A 22,443-nucleotide genomic window follows, 5' to 3' on the forward strand; every position below is an offset into this window, starting at 1 on the left:
TTTTGTTTATGAATAAACAAAACCCTTCATTTTAATATTAAATCAGTCATTTATTAACGATTAAATGCGACGCTTTTAGAACTGCAAACGACCACCCTTTTCTTCTGCACGCTTAAAGGCATCACGCTCTTCACAGCGTTTTAGCCAAATTAAGATATTGGCATATTTACTGCTATCTAATCCTGTACCAGCATTAGCACCTACAACCGCAAGATGCATTTGGATATCAGCGGCACTAAATTCAGCCCCAGCAAACCAATGATTGTCTTGCAAATGCTGCTCTATCATCGCCAATATAGCATCTAGACTTTTGCTTATCATATTTTTTTCGACTTGATTGCGAATGCTTTTGCTCACAGGCTTGATCAGCATGGGCGACTGCCCAACCACTTTGTTAAATACCAAACGCATGACCAATGGCGGCATCACTGATGCTTCAGCGAAATGTAACCAAAACGTGTAAGCCTCCCACGCCGCTTCATTATCATCCGCAGGCTTGAACTGTTTCTCTCTATCATAATGCTTCAACAAGTATTCGATAATAAAACCTGATTCGATGAGCACACGGTCATTTACTTCTAACATGGGTGCATGACCGAGCGGATGTATTTTTTTTAAACTGTCAGGCGCACGGTATGCTTTATTGCGCTCATAGCAAGTCAATTGATAATCGACGCCAAGCTCTTCTAACAGCCAAATAATACGAAATGAGCGCGAATTTGCTAAATGATGAAGGTGTAACATAAACCATCCTAGTTATAATGTGAATAAGTTATCGTATGAATAAGTCGTAATATGTATAGTTGGTGCCACGCATTCCATTAATAAACGTTGTTAAGCGTGGCAGCAATGCTATCGATAATAGCGTAATTAATGCCTCTTTAACACAGAAACTGTGTAGAGTAATGACGAAAAATACTGCCCGCTAAGTCAAGTCTAGATCGACTTGCTGGCAGGCGCTACTTTGAATGCAGCTCTTCAATTTTGCGTGTCATCTTATGTATTTTTTGCTGATACTTTCTAATTTTGCGGAAACGATGCGCGGTTAACACACCTTTAATACGGCGGTTTTTCAGACGGCGACGTGGCGGGAAGCTACCCACTTGTGGCTCATTATAACCATGCAAACGGTCATCACGCTTACGCGCCAAGTAACCAAGCGCACTATCCACAATCATCATCAACAGCGCGACAAAAATCATGCCGTACATAAATAAAGAGCCGCCCTCATCGATACTTTGATGCAAAATCGTGATGGAAAATATAAATAAAAATATCGGCTCAAGGTAGCATAAGGTGCCAAATAATGAGACGGGCAGCTTTTGACTGGCAACCATGGTCAACGACATCGCAGCCGTACTGATAATGCCTAATAGTGGCAACAGATACCAAAACTTATCGGTAGATATCGCCAGCGCAAACCCGCCATTGAGATATAAAGCAATCAACACCACTGGCGTCAATAAAACAAGGTCAGAGATAAGCCCTGTGATCGGCGGCACAGCCAATTTACGACGCAGTAGATAATAAGGCGGATAACCCAAGCAAACAAATAAAGTCGCCCAAGAAATACTGCCGTACTGAAAGACATCATAGGCAATACCTGCGCCTGCGCAAATGGTGGCAATCCATTGTAACAAGCTCATGTCTTCGTTATAAAAAAACCGACCAACCATAATCATAATCATTGGATATAAAAAGTAACCCAATGTCACCTCAAGCCCTAAATCATTGACAGGTGCCCACATAAATATCCAGATTTGCGCGCCCAATATTGGTGTGGGTATGATAAATAAAAACCATTCTTTTGGCGTCTTTAGGGTTTTTAAATAATCAAAAATATGCTGCCACTGCTTCAGCACACTAATCAGCAGCACCAGACTCAATAGCATCATCAATACGCGCCAAGAAGAGACTTGCGTGCCTGACAACGGCTGCATCAATAGACCAAATAAGAATAGCAATGAATATAAAAAATTTGCTGCCACTGCAGCGATGGTACCCTGCGACGTTTGATTCGTGGTGAGCATAACGACAACCTTGAAAAATGAGCGCACGTCCTTGGCAATTTTAGAAAAAAAACAAAAGCCTCCGACGCGGACGTCGAAGGCTTTTTGATCTATAAACTCTGTTATCTACAACATTATCATATAAGATTGAGATAAATACTTGGAATATATCGTGTTTATCTTATGGTCAGTATTATGTCAAAGTCAGAATAGATAAGCAATACACCTGCTTCACTAAAGCGTGCGCCTATTCATTCAGTATCTTACTTTGCACTCAACTGCTCGATTTTTTGCTGTATTCTATCCATCTTTTTTTGATAGCGCCGAATCTTGCGAAAACGATGCGCGGTTAAAACCCCATCAATACGCTGATCTATGAAACGACGACGCGGCGGAAACCCACCCACTTGTGGCTCTCGATAGCCATGCAAATGATTGTCACGGCGGCGCTTAAGATAACCTTTTATACTATCAGCAATCATCACCAGTAACGCCAAACTTACCATACCATACATGAATAAAGAGCCGCCTTCATCGAGGCTTTGACTTAGAACGGTGATAGATAAAACAAACAGCAGCATAGGCTCGACATAGCTTAACGCCCCAAATAATGACACAGGTAATTTGCTACTGGCAATCATGGTTAAGGACATCGCCAGCGCACTAAAGGCTCCTAGCAGTGGTAATAAATACCAGAACTTGATGTCCTGTGCTGCCGTACTAAAGCCGCCGCTAAAATACAACATAATGAGCACCACTGGCGTTAACAAAGCCAAGTCAGACAACAGCCCTGTGATAGGCGGCACAGCCAGTTTACGCCGCAATAGATAATAGGGTGGATAGCCCAAGCACACAAACAACGTTACCCAAGATACTGAGCCATATTGAAAGATATCATAGCCAATACCTAAGGCTGCACATAGCGCGGCCACCCACTGTAACGCACTCATATGCTCGTGATAAAAGAAACGACCCAGCACTATCATCACCAGCGGTAATAAAAAATAGCCCAAGGTGACATCCAGACCAAAGCCATTGACTGGTGCCCACATAAATAGCCAAATTTGAACACCCAAAATCGGTGTGGGCAAAATAAATATCAGCCACTCTTTCGGAGTTTTTAAGGTTTTCAAATAATCAAAAACATGTTGCCATTGCTTGGTAAAACTGACCAACAATAGCAAACTTAGCAGCATCATGAGCACGCGCCATGAGGCTACCTGCGTACCTGTCAAAGGCAGCATAAATAGCCCAAACACAAACATCATCGAAAATAAAAAACTCGATGATATCGAAGCAAGGGTTCCTTGAAAAGTTTGATTGGTCGAGAGCATAACAACAGCCTTAAAAATAGAACTTTATGGGCATTATTTATAAAAAATTAGAGCAGCGGAAACTTAAAAGCAGACTCTAACAATAGATGACGTACAGAAAAAAATAAAAGCCTCCGACGATAACGTCAGAGGCTTTTTATAGAACAATCATATAAGACTAGATCAAAAAGCTAACTACTGAGACATTTATTCGTCGCCTGCGTTTTCACCGTCTGTACTGTCAACATCTAATTCATTGTCAGTAGCAATATCCATAACGTCATTCGTTGCTGTGTTGCCAGTCTCCGCATCAATATCTATCTGCTCTTGACCTGCCACATCAAATGTACCATCTTCTCTCATGGCATCAACCAGCTCATCGTCACCTTCTTCATGCTCAACACGCGCCATAGCGACCAGCTTCTCGTCTTTTGATAGACGAATCAGCGTCACACCTTGCGTATTACGACCAGAGCTAGCAACATGCTCAACGGGCGTACGAACCAACGTACCTTTGTCAGAGATTAAAATAATATCGTCTGTAGAGTCAACCTTAGTGGCTCTTACTAGCGCACCATTACGCTCACTGGTTTTGATGGCAATTACACCGCCGCCGCCACGATTTTGGGTATTGAACTCATCGATAAAGGTACGTTTACCAAAGCCGTTTTCACAAGCAATAAGGATTTCGCGTACATCATCTTCGATCACAACCAATGATTTTATCGACTCATTAGCCGCCAAACGCATACCACGGACACCTTTAGCCGTACGACCCATCACACGCGCATCATTTTCATCAAAACGAATGGCTTTACCACTGGATGCAAACAACATCACTTCTTGGCTACCATTAGTGATACGAGCACTGACCAGCTTATCGCCCTCTTCTAGTCCAACCGCAATCAAGCCGTTCGAGCGAATATTGGCAAACTGCTTAAGCTCTACCCGCTTCACCGTACCATTGGCAGTTGCAAAGAACACAAAAGGTGGCTCTGCTTGCGTGCTGTCGTCTAATAGATCATCATCCCCATCTATTAGAGCCTCTGTTAACGCTTCACCTTTTACCGATAGCTCTTCCACTATTTTTGGAATCGGTAGTATCGTAGTGACCGTTTCATCAGGATTTAAGCCAATTAAATTCACTAATGGACGACCACGAGCCCCGCGACTGGCAATCGGCACTTCAAAACCACGTAAGCTAAAGACACGACCGCTATCCGTGAAGCATAATACGGTAGCGTGCGTTGAGGTCACCACCAAATGATCAATCACATCATCTTCTTTCATTGCCGTTGCAGACTTGCCCTTACCGCCACGTTTTTGCGCGACATAATCATCAATCGGCTGAGTTTTTGCATAACCAGTACGCGAGACCGTCATGACAACCGTCTGTTCAGGAATCAAATCTTCACGGTTAAAGTCAGTACGTGAGTCAATAATATCGGTACGGCGCTCATCACCAAAGTTATCACGAATCTCAATCATCTCATTGGATATAATGGTCATTAGCTTATCAAAATCACCAAGAATAGACTCTAAATGAGCGATTTCACGTAGCAAATCCTGATATTCTTCGGTCAACTTGTCTTGCTCAAGACCCGTTAGACGATGCAACTGCATATCTAAAATTGCGTTGACCTGCTCAAGTGATAAGCGATAACGTTCTTCGCCCTCAATCAAGCCAAATGGTGCTTTAGGATCTTCGCCTTCGATATAGTCAGGACGCACAGATTGACTACCAGCAGCGGTAAGCATCGCCACCACGCTACCTGAACCCCACGTATTATTTAATAAGCTTTCACGTGCCAAACCGCGGTTTGCAGAGGCTTTAATTGTTGCAATAATCTCGTCGATATTGGCTAACGCAACAGTCAAACCTTCGAGCAAATGACCACGTACGCGTGCTTTGTTTAACTCATAAATCGTACGGCGTGTCACCACTTCTTGGCGATGACGTACAAAGGCGGCAATCAGCTGACGCAAAGTCAGTAATTTCGGCTGACCATTATCAAGCGCCACCATATTGATACTAAAGCTTGATTCGAGCGGCGTTTGCAAGAACAAGTTATTAACGATAACTTCAGCTGTCTCACCACGACGCAAATCAATGGCGATACGCATACCATCTTTGTCAGATTCATCACGAATCTCGCTAATACCTTCAATCTTTTTATCACGTACGAGTTCTGCGATACGCTCAATCATTTTGGCTTTATTAGATTGATAAGGTACTTCGGTAAAGACAATACGCTCACGATCGCGGTTGACACCCGTATCACTCATGGCTTCAATATGATAGCGACCACGGATGTGCAAACGACCTTTACCCGTGCGATAAGCATCTAAAATACCAGCGCGACCATAAATGATACCGCCTGTAGGAAAGTCAGGACCTGAGATGTGTGACATCAACTCTTCAGCTGATACTTGCGGGTTTTCGGCATAAGCCAAACAAGCATTAATCACTTCTGTCAGGTTGTGCGGTGCCATATTAGTCGCCATACCAACAGCAATACCAGTCGCACCATTAATTAGTAAGTTTGGAACACGCGCGGGCATGACGCTAGGCATACGCTCAGAACCATCGTAGTTGTCTTCCCAATCAACTGTGTCTTTGTCTAAATCAGCAAGCATCTGATGCGTAAGCTTGGTCATACGTACTTCGGTATAACGCATGGCAGCCGGAGGATCATCATCGATCGAACCAAAGTTACCTTGACCGTCAACCATCGGATAACGCAAACTAAAATCCTGCGCCATCCGCACAATAGCATCATAGACCGCACTATCGCCATGTGGGTGATATTTACCAATGACATCGCCGACGACACGTGCAGACTTCTTATATGGCTTATTATAGTCGTTAGATAGCACGTGCATGGCGTACATCACACGGCGGTGTACAGGTTTGAACCCATCACGCACATCAGGCAGCGCACGCGAGACAATCACGCTCATCGCATAATCCAGATAGGATTGCTTTAGTTCCTCTACGATGCCAATAGGACTGACCGATTCGCTCATATACACTCCTTCACTCACATTGTTTTTCTAATGTTGACACGTTTGTTCAAGATACTCATGGGTTATACAAAAATATAGCTGCATCAATGCGCAGCTACTATCAGAATAGTGACCCTAAAAAAGCACTGTCAAAGGTGCAAAACAATAGGAAAATAGTGATACGGTTTTTGTTAAAAATAATGTTCAATTAAAGAAGCTATTTTAGCACAAATTTGCTGATTTAGGGGCGTCTGGCTGTTATTAAAATTAAGCAAAACAGCTGATTAGCGGTTTTTTTCACTCTAATAACAAGGGTAAAAACAACTTTAACGACATACTTGTTTTGATTGACTGATTTTGCCATTTTTGCAAACAAATTTACCATCTTTTGAGCAGTGAGATACGCCGCCCATTTTGCCTGAACAAGGTGTATTCTTAGCCTGTGCTTGACTGATCGGAGCTATGATAAAGACACAGGCAATTAGTGATAATATTATCGATTTCATATTTTTCTCTTATTGATGATTAAATGATATTCATGAAAAAACTGTATCCAGTGGATACAGTTTTTTCGATAGTCAGGCTATTTTTTATGGTTAAAATGACCTCTATTAAGCAGGTTTAAATTCCTGATTAAAGAACTCACGTGTGGCTTGCGTACAAGCCGTACTGACCAGACCGCCGTGATAGTTGCCCAATACAGCAACGCTTGCAGGTATGCCTTGCTGTGCTCCTGCAGCTACTACGCGTTGAAGATTTTGAACAAAGTTACTTTGAACACTTGTTACCACAGAATTAATATTCCATTGGTTCATGGACGCCTGTCCAATAAGTTGAACATTAGGAGTATTAGGACGATCATTAGCTGTCGTCGCATCAACATCTAATACTGTCACGTTAACGGTAAGGGTAAGGGCTGGATTTTGTGCGACACTCCCTTGAATAATAGCGGCCATTGAACTGGTATTTAGGTCATAAAAAACCGTTGGATCTTGATTGCCACCACATAAAAGAGTTGGCATTTTTGGTACATACCCACGTAGATCATTGGCTTTTAAGGCTTTTCGTAAGTTGTTTTGTGGATTGGCTGCTGGTAATGCTCCTGTCATCGCGATTAGGCTATCAGGGTTCTGTAATGCATCTGCGACATAAGCGGTACGGAAGTCTGTTTTGATCAGATAGTTATCATCCGCGAAGCCAATAGAGGCAAAGGGAACGGTAGGCGCTGGTAGAAGATCAAGCGTAGGATTGTTTTCAGGATCTTTTTCAAACAGCGCATTATCGGGCAGTTTATTAGCAGCGACCAACTCACCAAAGCTCAATAAACTTGGTAATTGTGTGTTTGCATAATTGGCAGTGAATATATCAGCAGTATTGTTATAGACATTGCCATACGCATTTTGGAGACCAGATGCCAGTAGCGGTGCAAAACGCGATGCGCCGATATTGACGTTACCCGAAAATATTGCATCACCGAACGCTGCCAGTGCATAAGGCCCTGATAAAGGTGCAATGGCAGTGACAGGCTCATCATTTTTCTCGAACATTCTTGCAGTTGCCATCGCCACATGCCCGCCCTGTGAGTAACCACTGATGAATAACTTACCAGAGTCATCAAGGTTGGTGTAGTCAGGATCATTAGCGCGCTGTTGTCTTGCAATGATGGTACGGGCACTGTCTAACGCATCAGCCATGTCAGTGGCTTGTTGTTCAGCCACAAGGTATGGATGGTAATCAAGATCAGACTCATCGTAACCAGCATAGTTTGGTGCAACGACGATGTAGCCTTGAGCGGCAAAGTTGGCAGCGATTAATGTCGACTCACCAGCGGCTGGATTTTGAGGATTAGCGACTTGACTAAAATCGTAGCCTTTGTCCGTAGTTGTACCATGGGCATACAGCAAGATAGGTCGATCGCCTTGACAGTCAGCACTGTCGCCACTTGGTAGCATCAAAGCTGCTGTCGCGTTGGTACGCTCACCCGCGGCTCCTACTGTCGGATAGCTGACTTTTTCGATTTTGATATCGCATTTGGCATCAGGGGTTGCCGTACCATCAAGACCAAACTGGGTATTTATTTGCGCGGTGTTAAATGAGCTGATTGATTTAACTGACGTCGCAGAGTCAGAGCCTATGACAGCATCAAAGTCATTGTCATCGCCACAACCGACGAGTAGCAAGCTACTGGCAATAGCGACGGATAATAGGCAGCGCAGCATCACAGGCTTGCTCGTCGTAATGGATACTGATTGATGGGTACTGCTAGATGATTTGTTATTTACAGCGGTAGTAGATTTAGATACGATCATGGTTGCTGTCCTTAGCGGTGGTAGATCAGACGTTTGCTGAGAGTCCTTGACAATAAAAAAATTCAGTATGGCAGACTCTTTTTATCGATTGGTTTTTATCGAATACAGTGAAGTATCAAATATTTTCAATAAAACTTACTCAATAATTGTTTCTTAAACCTTACTACTTATACCGTAAAATATTGTGAAAAGCTACTGGAAAACAGGTATTTAATGGCATCTTTGACGCTATGGTAAAATTAGTATTATTGTCAAACCTAGCTTAGATTTTGTCTTTGTTGTACGATGTTCCAAAATACCACCCTAATACAGATAGCGCTTTATGCAAACCAATAATGAAAGTACCAAAGAACATGACAACCAATCGGTTGATCTGACACAACCAATCGACGCATCAGGCGATATACGTGCCGATCGTAGCTTCGAGGCGATTGCGGATCATTTTGAAAAAAAGGTCTACGGTGGCTTAAAAGGCGATATTCGATTGGCGGTGCTACGCCGTGATATCTTTGAATATAGCGCGCAAATGAGTGAAAGCCTTGGGCGACCTTTACGTATTTTGGATGTGGGTGCAGGGCTGGCACAGATTGCAATAGAGCTTGCAGCTCAAGGTCATACATTGGTCATCAATGATATCTCAGCTAATATGCTAGAAAAAGCGAAAGCGAGTGCCGCGCAGATAGACGAAAATCTCGATATCACATGGTACGTTTGCCCTTATCAGGAGCTGCCAGAAAAGTTGGGTACAGAAAATAGTGAAAAGTTTGATTTAATCATGTGTCATGCGCTGCTTGAATGGTTGGCAGAGCCCGCTGGCGTTATGGACTTTTTTGATCAGCAATTAGCGGATAATGGTGCGCTATCTTTATGCTTTTATAACCCAGCAAGCTTTGATTATCGCAATCTGATCATGGGGAATTTTAACTTACTCGATAATACAGAATATAAGGCGGACAACAAAAAAAGCCTCACGCCCAACCATCCTGTTGCCAAAGAAGAAGTCGAATCTTGGTTGACTGCGCATCATTATCAGACCATACGCACCAGCGGTCTGCGCGTATTCCATGATTATACCCCGCTTAAGCGTGGTGGACACAATGACCCAGAGGCCGTGATACGCATGGAGCTGCGCTACTCGCAATTAGAGCCGTATAAATGGTTGGGACGTTATTTGCACATATTGGCGACACGATAAGCTTAAGTGCAAGCACCTGTTGTTTGACGTAAACATGAATTAATATAGTCGCCGCAGTTTAAAGTAGATACAAGGCAGCCAAGCGTCAATAGCATACTGTGTGCATGTCGCGAGGTTAATTCCCTAATCACTTATAAATGCTGCGACATGCTTCGACTATGAAGACTACTCTGTCTCATCAACTCTCTCTGACCTATCATACTCTGACCAAGTCGTCGCATTGATGTCTTTTTCATCAAATACCACGACATGCTCTAGGATAGGTAAAATACCAATCTGCGATCCAATCTCGTGATTATGGTGACTGGCGACTAAAGACAGTACCGTCTGCCCGTCGTCAAGTTGCAAGCGATATAAATAGTTGGCACCGCGAAATACGCGTCCAACGACTAAAGCGGTTTGTGTGCTCTCATCGTCATGAATGATATCATCAGGGCGCACCAGCACCTTAATCGGTGTGCCGTTAGGATAATCATACTCGCAATACTGTGGATACCCTGACTCATCGCATACTTCCATACGTCGATAGATATCGCCTAATGCCGTCTCAACATGGCCTTCTTTGATGATGCCATCTATCATCGCACCTTCGCCGACAAACTCAGCGACAAAAGGACTGATTGGCTCATGATATAGCTCGCTTGGGGTTGCCCACTGTACCAGTTTACCTTTATGCATCACTCCCACTTTATCAGCCAGTGCAAAAGCTTCGTTTTGATCATGAGTGACCAGTATTGCCGTGGTATTGGTGCGTTTAAGAATATCACGAACATTCATTGCCAATGATTCACGTAGCACCACATCTAGATTAGAAAACGGCTCATCAAGTAGTAATAGTTTTGGCTTAGGCGCTAATGCACGGGCTAATGCCACCCGCTGCTGTTGGCCACCTGACAGCTCATTTGGACGTTTGTCAGCATGCTCAGACAATTCAACCAGCTCTAGCATCTCAGCGACACGGGCTTTTTTGTCAGCGGCCGACCATTTATTCAGACCAAAAGCGATGTTTTTTGCCACGCTCAAATGCCCAAATAACGCATAGTCCTGAAACACCATGCCCATACCGCGTTTGGCGGGTGCGACTGCATATGAGTTGCGGTCAGTTTTATCAGTAAGACATTGATTGTTTAAGAGAACCGTACCATCCCGGCTTTGTTCCAACCCTGCAATCGCTCTTAGTGCCGTGGTCTTGCCGCAGCCGCTATAACCCAAAAAGCAACCAATCTCGCCTTGCTTCAATTCCAATGACAAACCATTGACGATAATCGTATCGTCATAACCGACGATTAAATCTTGCACACTAAAATAAGGACTAGTAGCCGTATTTGTCTCAACATCTTGGCTAAAAGCACTGCTTTTTTCTAAAGACTTACTAGGCTGGGCGGGCGGCGTCTTAACTTGAGCAACTGGTAATTTTTTTATATGCTCCAGCCTTGCCTTGGCCTTTATTGCCTTGGCATTAATTGATTTAGAGTCTGCTGAGCCTTTCATTGAATCAGTGTACATAGACGGTACCAGTTAGCTATTAATAAATAAAACCCATAGATAAAACAGTGAAAACAATCATAAAGTGGAGCGTTATCGGATAATGCAGATTGACTCTAAAAACACCTTAACCTTGCTTATCGCTTTGACGCAATAATATCCAAACAGGCAACAGCCCAACCAGCACAATCAATAAACTAGGCAACGCAGCTCGTCCCCACATGCCTTCGCTGGTCATCTCAAACACCCGCACCGCCAGTGTATCCCAGCCTTGGCGACGCGTCATTAACGTAATCGGCATCTCTTTCATGACTTCAACAAACCCCATCAATAGTCCAGTCAATATTCCTGGACTAATGACAGGCAACATCACTTGCCGCCAGCGCTGATAAGGACTGTCACTCAATAATTTAGCAGCCGCTTCTTGATTGACCGTTAGTCGCTGTAGCTGTCGATCAACTGGCTGAAAACTCACCGTCATAAAACGCGTCGATAATGCCAATAGCATCACAATCACACTGCCTGATAGTACTTGCTGCGTGGTAATCCCAAAGGCAATCATTTGGTTGTCTAGCCAAGCAATTGGGATAAATATGCCCACTGCCAATACTGTACCCGGCACCACATAACCCAAATTTGCCAAAGTAGTCATGAGCTTGGTCAATTTATCAGGATACTGCCGCTTAATCCACGCAATGATAATCGCCAAAAAGGCAATAAAAATCGTGGTCATGCTAGCAATCATGAGGCTATTGGTCACAAAATCAATATAGCGCGCATCAAAATCTTGGCGAAAATTCAATGCCGTCCAGTAGATGAGCTGCAAAAATGGGATTAAAAAAGCGCCAGCAAACACCAAGGTACACAGCAATGTCATGCCCAATTTCGCAGGCGTGCTGGCATCAAAACGCTGACTGCTGCCTTGAGTCACATTATTGCCGCGCTTGGTTTGCCAATACTGCTCAAACAATACCACAATAAAGATCACACCGATGAGCAAAGCCGCCAATTGTGCCGCAGTGGTCAAACTAAAGAAGCCAAACCATGCTTTGTAAATAGCCGTGGTAAAGGTATCAACATTAAAGACTGATACGGCACCAAAGTCTGCCAAGGTTTCCATACTGGCAAGCAATAGTCCGCCAATAATCCATGGCAATGCTTGTGGTAATGCCAACCGAAAAAACACGCGGCTACGGCTTAAGCCCAGCATTTGTCCCGCTTCAATCGCACGCCTGCCTTGCGATAGGAACGCTTGACGCGCCAGCAAATAGACATAGGGATAAAATGCTAGGGACAATACCAAACCTGCTCCCCAGACATTACGGATCGAAGGAATCGCTGCATCAAAGCCTAGGTCGCGCAAACCTGTCTGTAATGGTCCACTAAAATCAACAATACCAATAGTGACAAATGCTAATACATAAGCGGGTATCGCCAGCGGTAACATCAGCGCCCACGAAAAAAATCGCTGTCCAGGGAAGCGGTACATACTGGTTACCCAAGCAAGCGCGGTGCCAATAGTGCCAGACACGACCGTTACCATCAGCAATAAAATCGCGGTATTTTTAAGCACTTGCGGCAGCACATAATCTGCCATGTGCGTCCAGATATCGGCAATTGGCTGCGTCCAAGATAGCAACACAATCAAAATTGGCAAAAGCATAAACGACGAAATCAGTCCTAAGACTGATTTTGAGATAATACGTTTACGGACGGCGTGGTCTTGGCTGACAGTCTGCTTGCCATCAATATTATGATTATCCATATTGTTGGCATGAGCACTATCATTGACTGTATCGTTTTGACGTACAGACGCGTCTGGCGTTTTGATCATATCATTATTACCGTGTCATACGCATAAAGACCTTATAACATTATACCAAACTCAAAAATACAGTTAAAAACACTGTCTGCTTTGAATATAAACACTATCATTTAGCCTATCAAGCTTGATACTCGTGCTTGATAGGCATTGTCATTTTTGAGAATGGTATGACTGTCAATACCTTATTTATAGCCTGCTTTGTCCATCAACTGAATGGCTTGGGTTTGTAGCTCACCAAACTTTTGCACATTGATATCGTCTTTTTTGAATTCACCCCATGATCTGAGCATTTCTGACTCATCAACCCCTATTTTTACTGGGAATTCTTTGTCTGAGCTGGCATAAAGACCTTGCGCCTCATCAGAAGACAACCATTCTATCAGTTTAAGCGTCCCCTCTGGATTGTCTGAACCTGCAACCACACCAGCACCTGAAATATTTACGTGTGTGCCAGTCGTGCCTTGGTTTGCCCAAAATATTTTCACAGGGAAGTTAGGTTTTTCATCGAGCAGACGACCGTAGTAGTAACTGTTGGCAATGCCCACTTCACACTGACCAGCAGCGATGGCTTCTAGCATACTGGTATCATCGCTGAACACGTCAGTCGCTAAGTTAGCGACCCAACCACGGACGATTTCTTCGGTTTTCTCTTCGCCCAAATGCTCCATCATACTGGCCACAAGCGACTGGTTATAGACCTTTTTAGAGGTACGTAGGCATAACTTGCCTTTCCATTTTGGATCGGCTAAATCTGCATAAGTAGACAATTGGTCGGCACTGACTTTACTTGGGTCATAAAAGATCGTACGAGCACGCAATGATAGCCCTGTCCACTGACCTTTTGGATCACGATATTTGGCAGGGACATTTTCTTCTAACACAGTAGAGGATACTGGTTGTAACAAGCCTTGCTGAGCCGCTTGCCATAAGTTGCCGGCATCAACCGTGAGCAGCATGTCGGCTGGCGTGTTCTGACCTTCAGCTTGCAAACGCGCCATGAGCGGACCTGTACTATCTGTGACCAGCTCAATCTTCACACCTGTCTGTTCGGTATAACGGTCTAGCAATGGCTTAATCAGCTGCTCATTTCGCGAAGAATAAATAGTAATCGTTTGACCACCTTTACTCGTAGCACCATCATTAGCAGCTGGTTGCTCAGTAGCCGCCGCTGATGTCTCCGCCTCCACGCTCTCTTCTGTTGTAGATGAATTACTACAACCAGCCAGTCCCAACATCATGCCAAATACGGCAACAGGCAAGATAAGCTTAGTAGAAGTTAGGTTAGCGCTAATGGCATTCAATGACATGGTTTTCCCCATAATGATGCTACGAAAAGGTGAGATAAATAGACGAGATGACAATAAGATAAGACGGCGCTAAAGACCTCTAATAATAAGGTTTGATCACGCGATAATCTTTGAAACAACATACTAATAGAAATGAGATTAATTATCAATACATTTGTTTAACTCAGAAATACACCGATAATTTGGCTCAACTGTCTCTTTTTAAGGATAAATTTATAGATCTTCATGAATCAATCTATAGATTTTCTAAGTGATGGCACGTCTTAATTATCTTTCAATGATCTGCTGATTCACGACAGCAACCATTGACCCAAAATCACATTGACAGCGGCTTCTGTACGCAGGATACGCGAGCCTATAGTGACTGCCGCGCAACCTTGAGTGGCGAGCAGTGCTATTTCATAATCAATCCAGCCGCCCTCGCTACCGATACAAACCAGACTTGGCAATCCTAACGATGGCGGCTGTTGTAGATACTGTGTAAAGGATAGCTCACTATACGGGTGCGCCACGATGGCTCGATTGGTTACCAAACCTGCCAGCTCATCTTCCACGAATGGCTTAAAGCGTTTTTGTAAAGTGATACGAGGCGCTATGGTGTCAACCCCTTGTTGCAGCCCTTCTAATACAAACTCATCAAGGCGCTCAAGCATCGGACTTTGCCAATAGCTTTTTTGCGTGCGATAGCTGTTGATTAGGATGATATCGCGCACACCAAGCGCGGTCATATCCATGATTAAGCGTCGTAGCACTTTAGGACGCGGTAGTGCCAACACAACGGTCAAATCCAGCTTCGGTGGCGGCGCAGTGGTGAGCTGAATATCACGCAACTCAATAGCATCAGAGCGGATGCTCTCAATCACAGCAGTGCCCAAATGACCGCCCATTTGACCGATTTTCAGCGTATCACCAACTTTTGCTGTTAGTACTTTATTGACGTGATTTATTTGTGATAATTCATCAATATATGCCGCATCCGAAGAGAAGTTTTCAATGGGTAATAGTAAACAATTCATAGCAGCTCTTGGCTTGGTTGTTGAATAGCATGCTGCTCGACAACCTCTTTAATCATGGTAAATTGGCGGGTCAATACGGCTTGCTGTTGTCTCGTCATTCGCGCGCCAGCTTGCCCTGCTTGTGCCGCTACCTCAAGATCACTGAGCCAAGACACTAGCTGCTGATAAATGAGCGCTACCTCCTCTTTAGCGGCAGGCTTCTTACGAGAGGATTGTTGATTCGTATCATCATTAGTAGTAGCCGTATTAACAGTAATGGGACGATAGAAAACATTGTTTGGCTGATATAACGCGCCGACCTCCGCCAATTTATCCACCACGCTTTGACAAGACTGCGTATAGCGCCCCATGAGCACAGGCGTTGCCACACTCGCTGGCTCAACGGGATTGTGCCCACCGACATCTACTAACGAGCCGCCGACCAGTGCCACATCTGCCAACTTATACCACGTCATCAGCTCACCCATGCTATCAGCCAGATAGACTTGTGTGTCTACATGAATGCTATCTTCTGCACTACGCCGTGCCATTGTTAAGTCGGACGCTTGAATGAGCGCTGCTACTTCATCAAAACGTTCAGGATGTCTAGGTACAATGATAAGCAGCGCATCAGCGAGCGCGGGATGAGACAATAGCTGTTGATGCAGTGACAATGCCGTCTCTTCTTCACCACTATGGGTACTTGCGGCAATCCAAATCGGTCGACCAGCGATATTCATCTCTTTTGCTAATATAGACTCTTTGACCGATTCAGAATATTGGTTTGGTATACTAGAATTTTCTGTATAATTAGCTTCTATATTAGCTTCTATATCAGCCGCTTTATCTTTAATTTGAGGCGTATTAATCACCCATTTGAGTGAACCTGCTACACGAATTTGCGCGCTATTCGCACCCAATTGTCGAAAGCGTTTAGCAGAGTCGCTGTCTTGAGCGATAATCAAAGTCAGATTTTTCATCATACTGGCACTGACCGCAGCAATTTTTTGATAACTTTTAAAAGAAGACGCTGACAGCCGACCGTTGACCAAGATACTGGGAATATGGTGTTCGGATAATTTGGTTAGGATATTTGCCCATAGTTCTGTTTCTACAAACAGAGCAGCGATGGGCTTGACATGCGCCAAAAAAGCCTCAATCACAGTTGGGCTGTCGACAGGTACGTAGCTATGGCTCATCCGACCTTGAGCAATATCATCGGCGAAACGGCTAGCACCGCGAGCAAAACCTGTCTGCGTGGTATTGGTTAGCCATATTTGATAGCCATCAGCCAATAATGTATCTAATAATGGCGCGACGGTATTGGTCTCGCCCAATGACACCGCATGACACCAAATAACGCCTTTATCAGTTTGCGCATTAGTCACTTTAGCCACTGGTCGCGGCGGATATTGTTTGCCAAAACGCTGCGCCACTTCTTGTTGATAGTTGTCGCGGTTGTGTGAGCGTTGCCAAACTTGCAGTCGATATAGCGGCTTAAGTAAGCCAATGGCGCACTGATAATACAAAGGCGCAGTATAAACAGTGCGGCTGGGCAACGATACTGGGTCAGTCGCTTCTAAAGCACAATCAGAGGATATAGGAGAAGATGACATAAAGTTGCCCAGATTAGTAATGGCTTAAATAATATAGTCAATTCACTATAAAAAAGTGACGGCATTAACCTCTTTAAATTAAATCGACTATAGTAAGGTGACGGTAAAAAATGCGCCAATTCTACCTGAATTTAGCGATTAACAATACGCTTTACAGCGTGTTGCCATAAAATATTTTAGACAATAATTAGGATTAGTATTGCCACTACGAGTATGGCGACGAATAACAACTGATAGCGCTTCATGCTATGTTGCTCTTGTTTTTGTGTCGTTATCAGCGCTTGCGCCTGTTGCCATTGCCCCACTACGCTCGCCGCTTCCGCGTGTCCATTCTTTGCTGCTTGCTCTAGCCAATATTTGCCAGTGTCTATATCTTGCGCTACGCCAACCCCTTGGTAATACATCTTGCTTAGTAGGCGCTGCGCACGACTGTCATTTTTGCTGGCTGCCTGCTTAACCCATTCAACCCCTAACGCTGTAGCAGCACCCTTATCAACCGTTAATCCTTCACCAAGTAACTCATACAGTGCCAAATGTAGCATGGCAGCACTATTACCCGCCTGCGCCGCCTCTTGTAATGTTAACAACGCTTGCTTTTTTGTCGTCAAATGACTCTCTGAAAAGTTTATTTGCGTGCGCGGCTGACTTTGCTTGGCAATATGCTGTTCTAACTGCTCTAGCACTTTATGGGCTTGCTGATACTCACTATTGCCAGCCGTTTGAACGACGTCTATGTTATCCAGCTCTACGAGCAGTTGCGTAAAAATCGCAGGCGTTGGCAATTCTTGAGGAGAAGGCACTAACGATGGTAGTGGCTGCTCTAATACCGTATTTTCTGAGGTTGTATGAGGTCGTACTGTTTCTGATTTAGACAGCACAGGCTTAGTTTGGTTCTCTTGCTGAGACAGGTTCTGAGATTCTGGCACAGCATGTGGCGTATGACTAAACCCTTCTTTTTCTAACGGTTTCTGACTATCAACTGTTTTAATGTGCTCTACACTAGTGCTTGTATTTGGTGTGCTGATATTAATGGCTGGTGTGATCGACTTAGCAACGTGATTGTCGTGCGCATGTGGCAACCTTGCGCTAACCGCTTGATACAGACCACTCGCCACTTGACCGCCTTGTACCGCCTCAAACGGCCGATCAATATGACCAAATAGACGCATCCCTATCGGCTCTAGTGCAAAAAACAATGACGTAACGCTATTAGCATCAGCCGACTGACAATAGACAACCGCCAGCTGTTGATAAAAATCATCGGTTGTAAGAGCCAGTTCAGGATAGCGCTTATGTAGCTCAAACTGTCCATACCAATGCGGCGTACTTTGCCATTGCTGTGCTAATACTCGCCCTGCATAAAACGCCAAAAATACCATAAAGTTACGATAGCGTTCATCGAGCAATAATCTCTCTTCATGCCATCGACCAGTTTTAACCATCTCACGGCGTATGTGCGACAGCAGCGTATCGACTCGCTGTAAGCTGGCCAATGACTCATCTAATATACAATCGCGAAGCTCGCTCTCGTAAGCAATGCCACCAGCGATAGGACGATCCGCTAAAAAGTCTTGCCAATAGCCTGCTGCAATATAATCAAAGGGCGTTAGAGGTGATGCAGACGATGCATACATAGACAAGCGCATCCTTTATCGGGATAAATTAATAGTAATAAAAATAAGGTCATCATGGCACTAAACTGACATCAGTCGTTTACCTTACCCTAAAATCGAAAATGCTACAATAAAGGACTAAACAAGCGTACCACATTATCAAACAAACGCTCTGCACCATGGCGCTGTTGCCACTGCTCTAAACTCAGAAAACGGCAACTTTGTAAGTAGACTTCTTGACAATCAGCCACTTGAGCGACCATCTCTGGTGTATAAATGGCCAAGCTCACTTCCATATTTAGATAAAAACTGCGCATATCGATGTTTACAGTACCAAATAAACAATAATCATCATCGATAACCACTGTTTTGGTATGCAACAGACCACCCTTAAACAAGGCAATCGTCACGCCTGCCTCGAGCAGCTCTTGATAATAGGCTTGTGACGCATGCTGTACAAGAAACGAATCCACCTTTTCAGGGACAATCAGCGTCACCTCAACCCCGCGTTTGGCAGCGATTGTTAATGCTCCCGAGAGCGCCTCGTCAGGTACAAAATACGGTGTGGTAATGCGAATGCGTTTATTGGCGCGATGAATAACGGTCACCAATGTATTGTAAATCACATGGGCCGTCACTTGCGGTGCGGAGGGTATCAGCTGCGCCAGCACCCCTTCTACCATCGGCATCTTCGGTATCACAATCGATGTCGAGCCAATATTTGGCTGCTTATAATAGTCAATCTCACCAGCCAATACCTTTACCCGACTGTTTAAATCATTAATGGTTGGGTTCATCACATATAGTTTACGAGTATAGCCATTTACTCGCTGATTGAGCGCGTCTAAATTGTCGTTATTTTCCGCACCAATATCCGTGGCCACCACGATTGCCATGGCTGTCGTAATACTAATAGAGTGTTGACTGGTCGTGCGTATCGCCACATCGATCCACTGTCCAACGTTTTTATTTTGTTTAAAAAATCTTGGATCGACCAAGTTAAAGCTACCGATATAGCCAATGTGCTCATCAATCACCACAATTTTACGATGGTTACGCAAGTCAGAGCGCTTAAATAGCGTTTTAAACAAACCCACTGGTAGTGACTGATGGACAAAGACACCTGCTTTTTCTAATGTACGATGCGCGCTACTATTAAAAAAACTAAAGCTGCCCACGCTATCGGCCAAGATATGACACTCAATGCCACGCTGCGCTGCTGCTGACAACGCTTCTATCACCTCTAGCACTTGTCCTTTAGGATAAACAATATAAAACTCCATCAAGATAATACTCTGAGCGGCATTGATATCTTCGATTAATCTCTGAAAGATAGTATGAGGATCCGTCAATAGCTGCATATTGTGATTAGGAAACACGCCCAGCCCCGTCCAACGCGTGCCTATTTGACTGACACCGCGGTAGTTGGCTGGCAGCAGCTCTTGTCCCTGATCAAAAACCAAATTCTCACGCCGTGCCATATCATCCATCAATAAGCTTGCTTGGTCTACCCGTTGACGATAGCGCCGCCCTATCATCGGCTCACCCAATAGTATATAAGCGATAAAACCAAAAAGAGGCAAGGTATAGAGCACAGCAATCCAAGCAATAGACACACCGATATTGCGCTGCACCGATACAACACGTAACGTCATTACTATCATGAGAACAATATGCAATACCAGACCCAAGCCTGCAAAGTCTCCCCAAGACCAGGTCGTAAAAGTTTGTTCAATAGTGGAATTTTCTATGCCCGCCTCCAACAATCAACATAAAATAAAGCATGAGTCGTAAAACACCCTCAATAGTATAGTAGTTTTTGACCATCAAACAAAGACTAACCATAATAAGTTTTTAGGCAGCAACCTTAGTAAACACGTGCCTCAGACTACTATTAATAATAGCTGTCAGACAGTATTTTCAATTATTTTTCAAAATAGTTAAAAAACTGTTTGACAGCCATGTGTAAATCTATATAATACACACCCACAGCAGCAGAGCTTAGTGACAAACTTAGAGCTCAGTTGATGTTGAATAAATTGCATAGCAATTGTTCGAAGGGTGATTAGCTCAGTTGGTAGAGCGTCTGCCTTACACGCAGAATGTCGGCGGTTCGAATCCGTCATCACCCACCACTATTTAGTATAGCGTTACTCTCAAGTAGTAGGCTAAGTGGTTAAATAAACTAAGTACGACCTAAGCAGCGGTAGTTCAGTTGGTTAGAATACCGGCCTGTCACGCCGGGGGTCGCGGGTTCGAGTCCCGTCCGCTGCGCCATATTTAAAACGAATTTAGACTGTAAAGTTTAAGCAAGTTTCGCCTCAAGTATTAATTTACTTGAGGTTTTTTTGTGTCTATTAATTCTGCCATACCTCTATTCACTTGCCTCTCATATCATTTGTCCTCAACCACCCTACCAGCTCTTTTCACTACTCTGAATCGTAATAATTATTGCTAGTGGTTCAGCCTACCAACTACTTCGACACATCTCCTTGTTTACAAAAATAATAAAGCTGACCATTTAGTCAGTTAATTTAATAAAATCATAAACTTAGGTAATATCAAATACTTATAAGGCTTGATAGACCATTATTTTGAGCCAGCTTATGGTTGTCACTCATTATAAAACATGCTTAACTGTTTCAAAGTGTTAAGAATTATTGCGGATAACATAGCCAACAGAGCATTTTTTATACTTTTGACAATACTTATATTGATAGCATTTATCTTCATTGTTTTAGACTGCTATCGAAAATTGACCGCGCTTTATCCTTAGCAGCATTGACCCGTTTTGACAGGAAGTTAAAACGCGCTTCTGTCATATATCCAACCTGCTAGGATGACCCACTCTATATAAAGGAATATTACTGTGCGTTATCACTTGTTTGCAAACCTGCCACTGGCTAGCCAATTATGTAGAACCAATATTCAGAAAAAACTGTTTTTTAGTAGCTCATTAACCACCGCTTTAGCCGCGATCGTTGCCTTGGGTACGATGAGCAGCAGCTATGCAAAGGTGCTTTTCACCGATACCAGTCTTTCTGTACTGTATGGCAATGACTATGAGCTGGTAAAAGACGGAGAATTGACGACCATCACTCTGGAGCACGCATCTACCCACAGCTGGGGCGGCGTATTTTTCTTCGTCGATCGCCATCAAGGCGCAAATGATATTGAAAACAATAGATTTAAAGAAACGTATGGTGAGTTTGCGCCCAAGCTTAAGCTCACAACTTTCGATGATAGCTTTATCAAACAGCTCAATCTAGCGGGGCAATATGAGTTTGGCTCGAACAGCAAAGGCTTTAGCCAAGACAACTATATGATAGGACTAGGGGCAGATTTGAATGTGCCTATTTCAGGTATGAAGTACGCCTCTGCTTCCCTATATCATGTCTTCAATGATAATACTGATGATGACCAGCAAATCACCTTAACTTACGGTTGGGAGAAAAATAACGTTGTGGTCGATGGTTATGTAGACTATTCTTTTAACAATGATGACTTAAAAAACCAACTACATATCAATCCGCAAATAAAGTATAACTTACAACCACTATTAGGCATTGATAATCGCTTAGAGGTCGGTATGGAATATAGTTACTGGAAAAATAAGTATGGCAGTGATACAACTCAAAATGTGCCTAGCGCTCTAGGGCGTGTCCCTAATTCAGTTTGCAATGAATCATAGTACAAGCTAGATACAGCATAGACTTATAATTACGAGCCAATTTCTCGTATCTAGTCGCAATACTACGGAAGTGCTTTAG

15 protein-coding genes, 2 tRNA genes and 1 pseudogene are annotated in these 22,443 nt (G+C 43.8%); 4 read left to right on the plus strand and 14 right to left on the minus strand.

The window, feature by feature from the left end:
* Positions 1-75: 75 nt before the first annotated feature.
* From ACP7AE_RS10680 to ACP7AE_RS10705, 6 genes are all read right to left on the minus strand, one after another.
* Positions 76-744, minus strand: a complete 669-nt coding sequence (locus ACP7AE_RS10680; protein ID WP_201539586.1) for a glutathione S-transferase — start codon at positions 742-744, stop codon at positions 76-78.
* 215 nt (positions 745-959) lie between these two features.
* The gene (gene rarD, locus ACP7AE_RS10685) at positions 960-2,030 is read right to left on the minus strand and encodes an EamA family transporter RarD (RefSeq protein WP_426242995.1); all 1,071 of its coding nucleotides are present in this window, start codon (positions 2,028-2,030) and stop codon (positions 960-962) included.
* Positions 2,031-2,272: 242 nt separating this feature from the next.
* Entirely contained in the window at positions 2,273-3,343 is a 1,071-nt protein-coding gene (rarD, locus tag ACP7AE_RS10690) for an EamA family transporter RarD (protein ID WP_201539585.1), read from the minus strand.
* A gap of 186 nt (positions 3,344-3,529) precedes the next feature.
* Positions 3,530-6,349, minus strand: a complete 2,820-nt coding sequence (gene gyrA / locus ACP7AE_RS10695; protein WP_201539584.1) for a DNA gyrase subunit A — start codon at positions 6,347-6,349, stop codon at positions 3,530-3,532.
* Between the two features lie 305 nt (positions 6,350-6,654).
* Positions 6,655-6,834, minus strand: a complete 180-nt coding sequence (locus ACP7AE_RS10700; protein WP_087814632.1) for a hypothetical protein — start codon at positions 6,832-6,834, stop codon at positions 6,655-6,657.
* Between the two features lie 105 nt (positions 6,835-6,939).
* Positions 6,940-8,637, minus strand: a complete 1,698-nt coding sequence (locus ACP7AE_RS10705; protein WP_201539583.1) for an alpha/beta hydrolase family protein — start codon at positions 8,635-8,637, stop codon at positions 6,940-6,942.
* Positions 8,638-8,959: 322 nt separating this feature from the next.
* On the opposite strand from ACP7AE_RS10705, the gene ACP7AE_RS10710 reads away from it, so the two are divergent.
* A complete protein-coding gene (locus ACP7AE_RS10710) occupies positions 8,960-9,832 on the plus strand; it encodes a methyltransferase domain-containing protein (protein ID WP_201539582.1) in 873 nt (290 codons plus the stop codon).
* A 165-nt stretch (positions 9,833-9,997) separates the two neighbouring features.
* Here ACP7AE_RS10710 and ACP7AE_RS10715 read toward each other — a convergent pair whose 3' ends face one another.
* The 7 genes from ACP7AE_RS10715 to ACP7AE_RS10745 all read right to left on the minus strand — a co-directional run bounded on the left by ACP7AE_RS10715 (position 9,998) and on the right by ACP7AE_RS10745 (position 20,436).
* Entirely contained in the window at positions 9,998-11,338 is a 1,341-nt protein-coding gene (locus tag ACP7AE_RS10715; RefSeq protein WP_201539581.1) for an ABC transporter ATP-binding protein, read from the minus strand.
* A 106-nt stretch (positions 11,339-11,444) separates the two neighbouring features.
* Positions 11,445-13,151, minus strand: a complete 1,707-nt coding sequence (locus ACP7AE_RS10720) for an ABC transporter permease (protein WP_426242998.1) — start codon at positions 13,149-13,151, stop codon at positions 11,445-11,447.
* 173 nt (positions 13,152-13,324) lie between these two features.
* Entirely contained in the window at positions 13,325-14,449 is a 1,125-nt protein-coding gene (locus tag ACP7AE_RS10725) for an extracellular solute-binding protein (RefSeq protein ID WP_426243000.1), read from the minus strand.
* 290 nt (positions 14,450-14,739) lie between these two features.
* A complete protein-coding gene (locus ACP7AE_RS10730) occupies positions 14,740-15,465 on the minus strand; it encodes a 16S rRNA (uracil(1498)-N(3))-methyltransferase (RefSeq protein WP_193009521.1) in 726 nt (241 codons plus the stop codon).
* On the minus strand, positions 15,462-17,060 hold the full coding sequence (locus tag ACP7AE_RS10735) for a 3-deoxy-D-manno-octulosonic acid transferase (RefSeq protein ID WP_426243002.1): 1,599 nt from the start codon (positions 17,058-17,060) through the stop codon (positions 15,462-15,464). Before ACP7AE_RS10735 ends, ACP7AE_RS10730 begins: the two co-directional genes overlap by 4 nt.
* A gap of 176 nt (positions 17,061-17,236) precedes the next feature.
* On the minus strand, positions 17,237-18,694 hold the full coding sequence (locus ACP7AE_RS10740) for a tetratricopeptide repeat protein (RefSeq protein WP_426243004.1): 1,458 nt from the start codon (positions 18,692-18,694) through the stop codon (positions 17,237-17,239).
* A gap of 104 nt (positions 18,695-18,798) precedes the next feature.
* On the minus strand, positions 18,799-20,436 hold the full coding sequence (locus ACP7AE_RS10745; protein WP_055124468.1) for a cardiolipin synthase: 1,638 nt from the start codon (positions 20,434-20,436) through the stop codon (positions 18,799-18,801).
* A 296-nt stretch (positions 20,437-20,732) separates the two neighbouring features.
* Between ACP7AE_RS10745 and ACP7AE_RS10750 the strand changes: the two genes are divergently transcribed.
* The 3 genes from ACP7AE_RS10750 (at position 20,733) to ACP7AE_RS10760 (ending at position 22,364) form a co-directional block, all read left to right on the plus strand.
* Positions 20,733-20,808: transfer RNA gene (locus ACP7AE_RS10750), tRNA-Val, on the plus strand.
* 65 nt (positions 20,809-20,873) lie between these two features.
* Positions 20,874-20,950: transfer RNA gene (locus ACP7AE_RS10755), tRNA-Asp, on the plus strand.
* Positions 20,951-21,542: 592 nt separating this feature from the next.
* Positions 21,543-22,364, plus strand: a complete 822-nt coding sequence (locus ACP7AE_RS10760; RefSeq protein WP_426243006.1) for a DUF5020 family protein — start codon at positions 21,543-21,545, stop codon at positions 22,362-22,364.
* Here the strand turns inward: ACP7AE_RS10760 and ACP7AE_RS10765 are convergent.
* A pseudogene (locus ACP7AE_RS10765) lies at positions 22,339-22,443 on the minus strand (IS5/IS1182 family transposase); the annotation flags it as partial. The gene ACP7AE_RS10760 and the pseudogene ACP7AE_RS10765 sit on opposite strands and share 26 nt — an antisense overlap.

It is taken from the genome of Psychrobacter sp. TWP2-1-2, from assembly GCF_049896785.1.
Taxonomy (GTDB): domain Bacteria; phylum Pseudomonadota; class Gammaproteobacteria; order Pseudomonadales; family Moraxellaceae; genus Psychrobacter.

Bases quoted from the DNA above. Each gene is read 5' to 3' on its own strand.
- ACP7AE_RS10680 (WP_201539586.1), bottom strand. From the start codon at position 744: ATGTTACACCTTCATCATTTAGCAAATTCGCGCTCATTTCGTATTATT.
- rarD (WP_426242995.1), bottom strand. From the start codon at position 2,030: ATGCTCACCACGAATCAAACGTCGCAGGGTACCATCGCTGCAGTGGCA.
- rarD (WP_201539585.1), bottom strand. From the start codon at position 3,343: ATGCTCTCGACCAATCAAACTTTTCAAGGAACCCTTGCTTCGATATCA.
- gyrA (WP_201539584.1), bottom strand. From the start codon at position 6,349: ATGAGCGAATCGGTCAGTCCTATTGGCATCGTAGAGGAACTAAAGCAA.
- ACP7AE_RS10700 (WP_087814632.1), bottom strand. From the start codon at position 6,834: ATGAAATCGATAATATTATCACTAATTGCCTGTGTCTTTATCATAGCT.
- ACP7AE_RS10705 (WP_201539583.1), bottom strand. From the start codon at position 8,637: ATGATCGTATCTAAATCTACTACCGCTGTAAATAACAAATCATCTAGC.
- ACP7AE_RS10710 (WP_201539582.1), top strand. From the start codon at position 8,960: ATGCAAACCAATAATGAAAGTACCAAAGAACATGACAACCAATCGGTT.
- ACP7AE_RS10715 (WP_201539581.1), bottom strand. From the start codon at position 11,338: ATGTACACTGATTCAATGAAAGGCTCAGCAGACTCTAAATCAATTAAT.
- ACP7AE_RS10720 (WP_426242998.1), bottom strand. From the start codon at position 13,151: ATGATCAAAACGCCAGACGCGTCTGTACGTCAAAACGATACAGTCAAT.
- ACP7AE_RS10725 (WP_426243000.1), bottom strand. From the start codon at position 14,449: ATGTCATTGAATGCCATTAGCGCTAACCTAACTTCTACTAAGCTTATC.
- ACP7AE_RS10730 (WP_193009521.1), bottom strand. From the start codon at position 15,465: ATGAATTGTTTACTATTACCCATTGAAAACTTCTCTTCGGATGCGGCA.
- ACP7AE_RS10735 (WP_426243002.1), bottom strand. From the start codon at position 17,060: ATGTCATCTTCTCCTATATCCTCTGATTGTGCTTTAGAAGCGACTGAC.
- ACP7AE_RS10740 (WP_426243004.1), bottom strand. From the start codon at position 18,694: ATGTATGCATCGTCTGCATCACCTCTAACGCCCTTTGATTATATTGCA.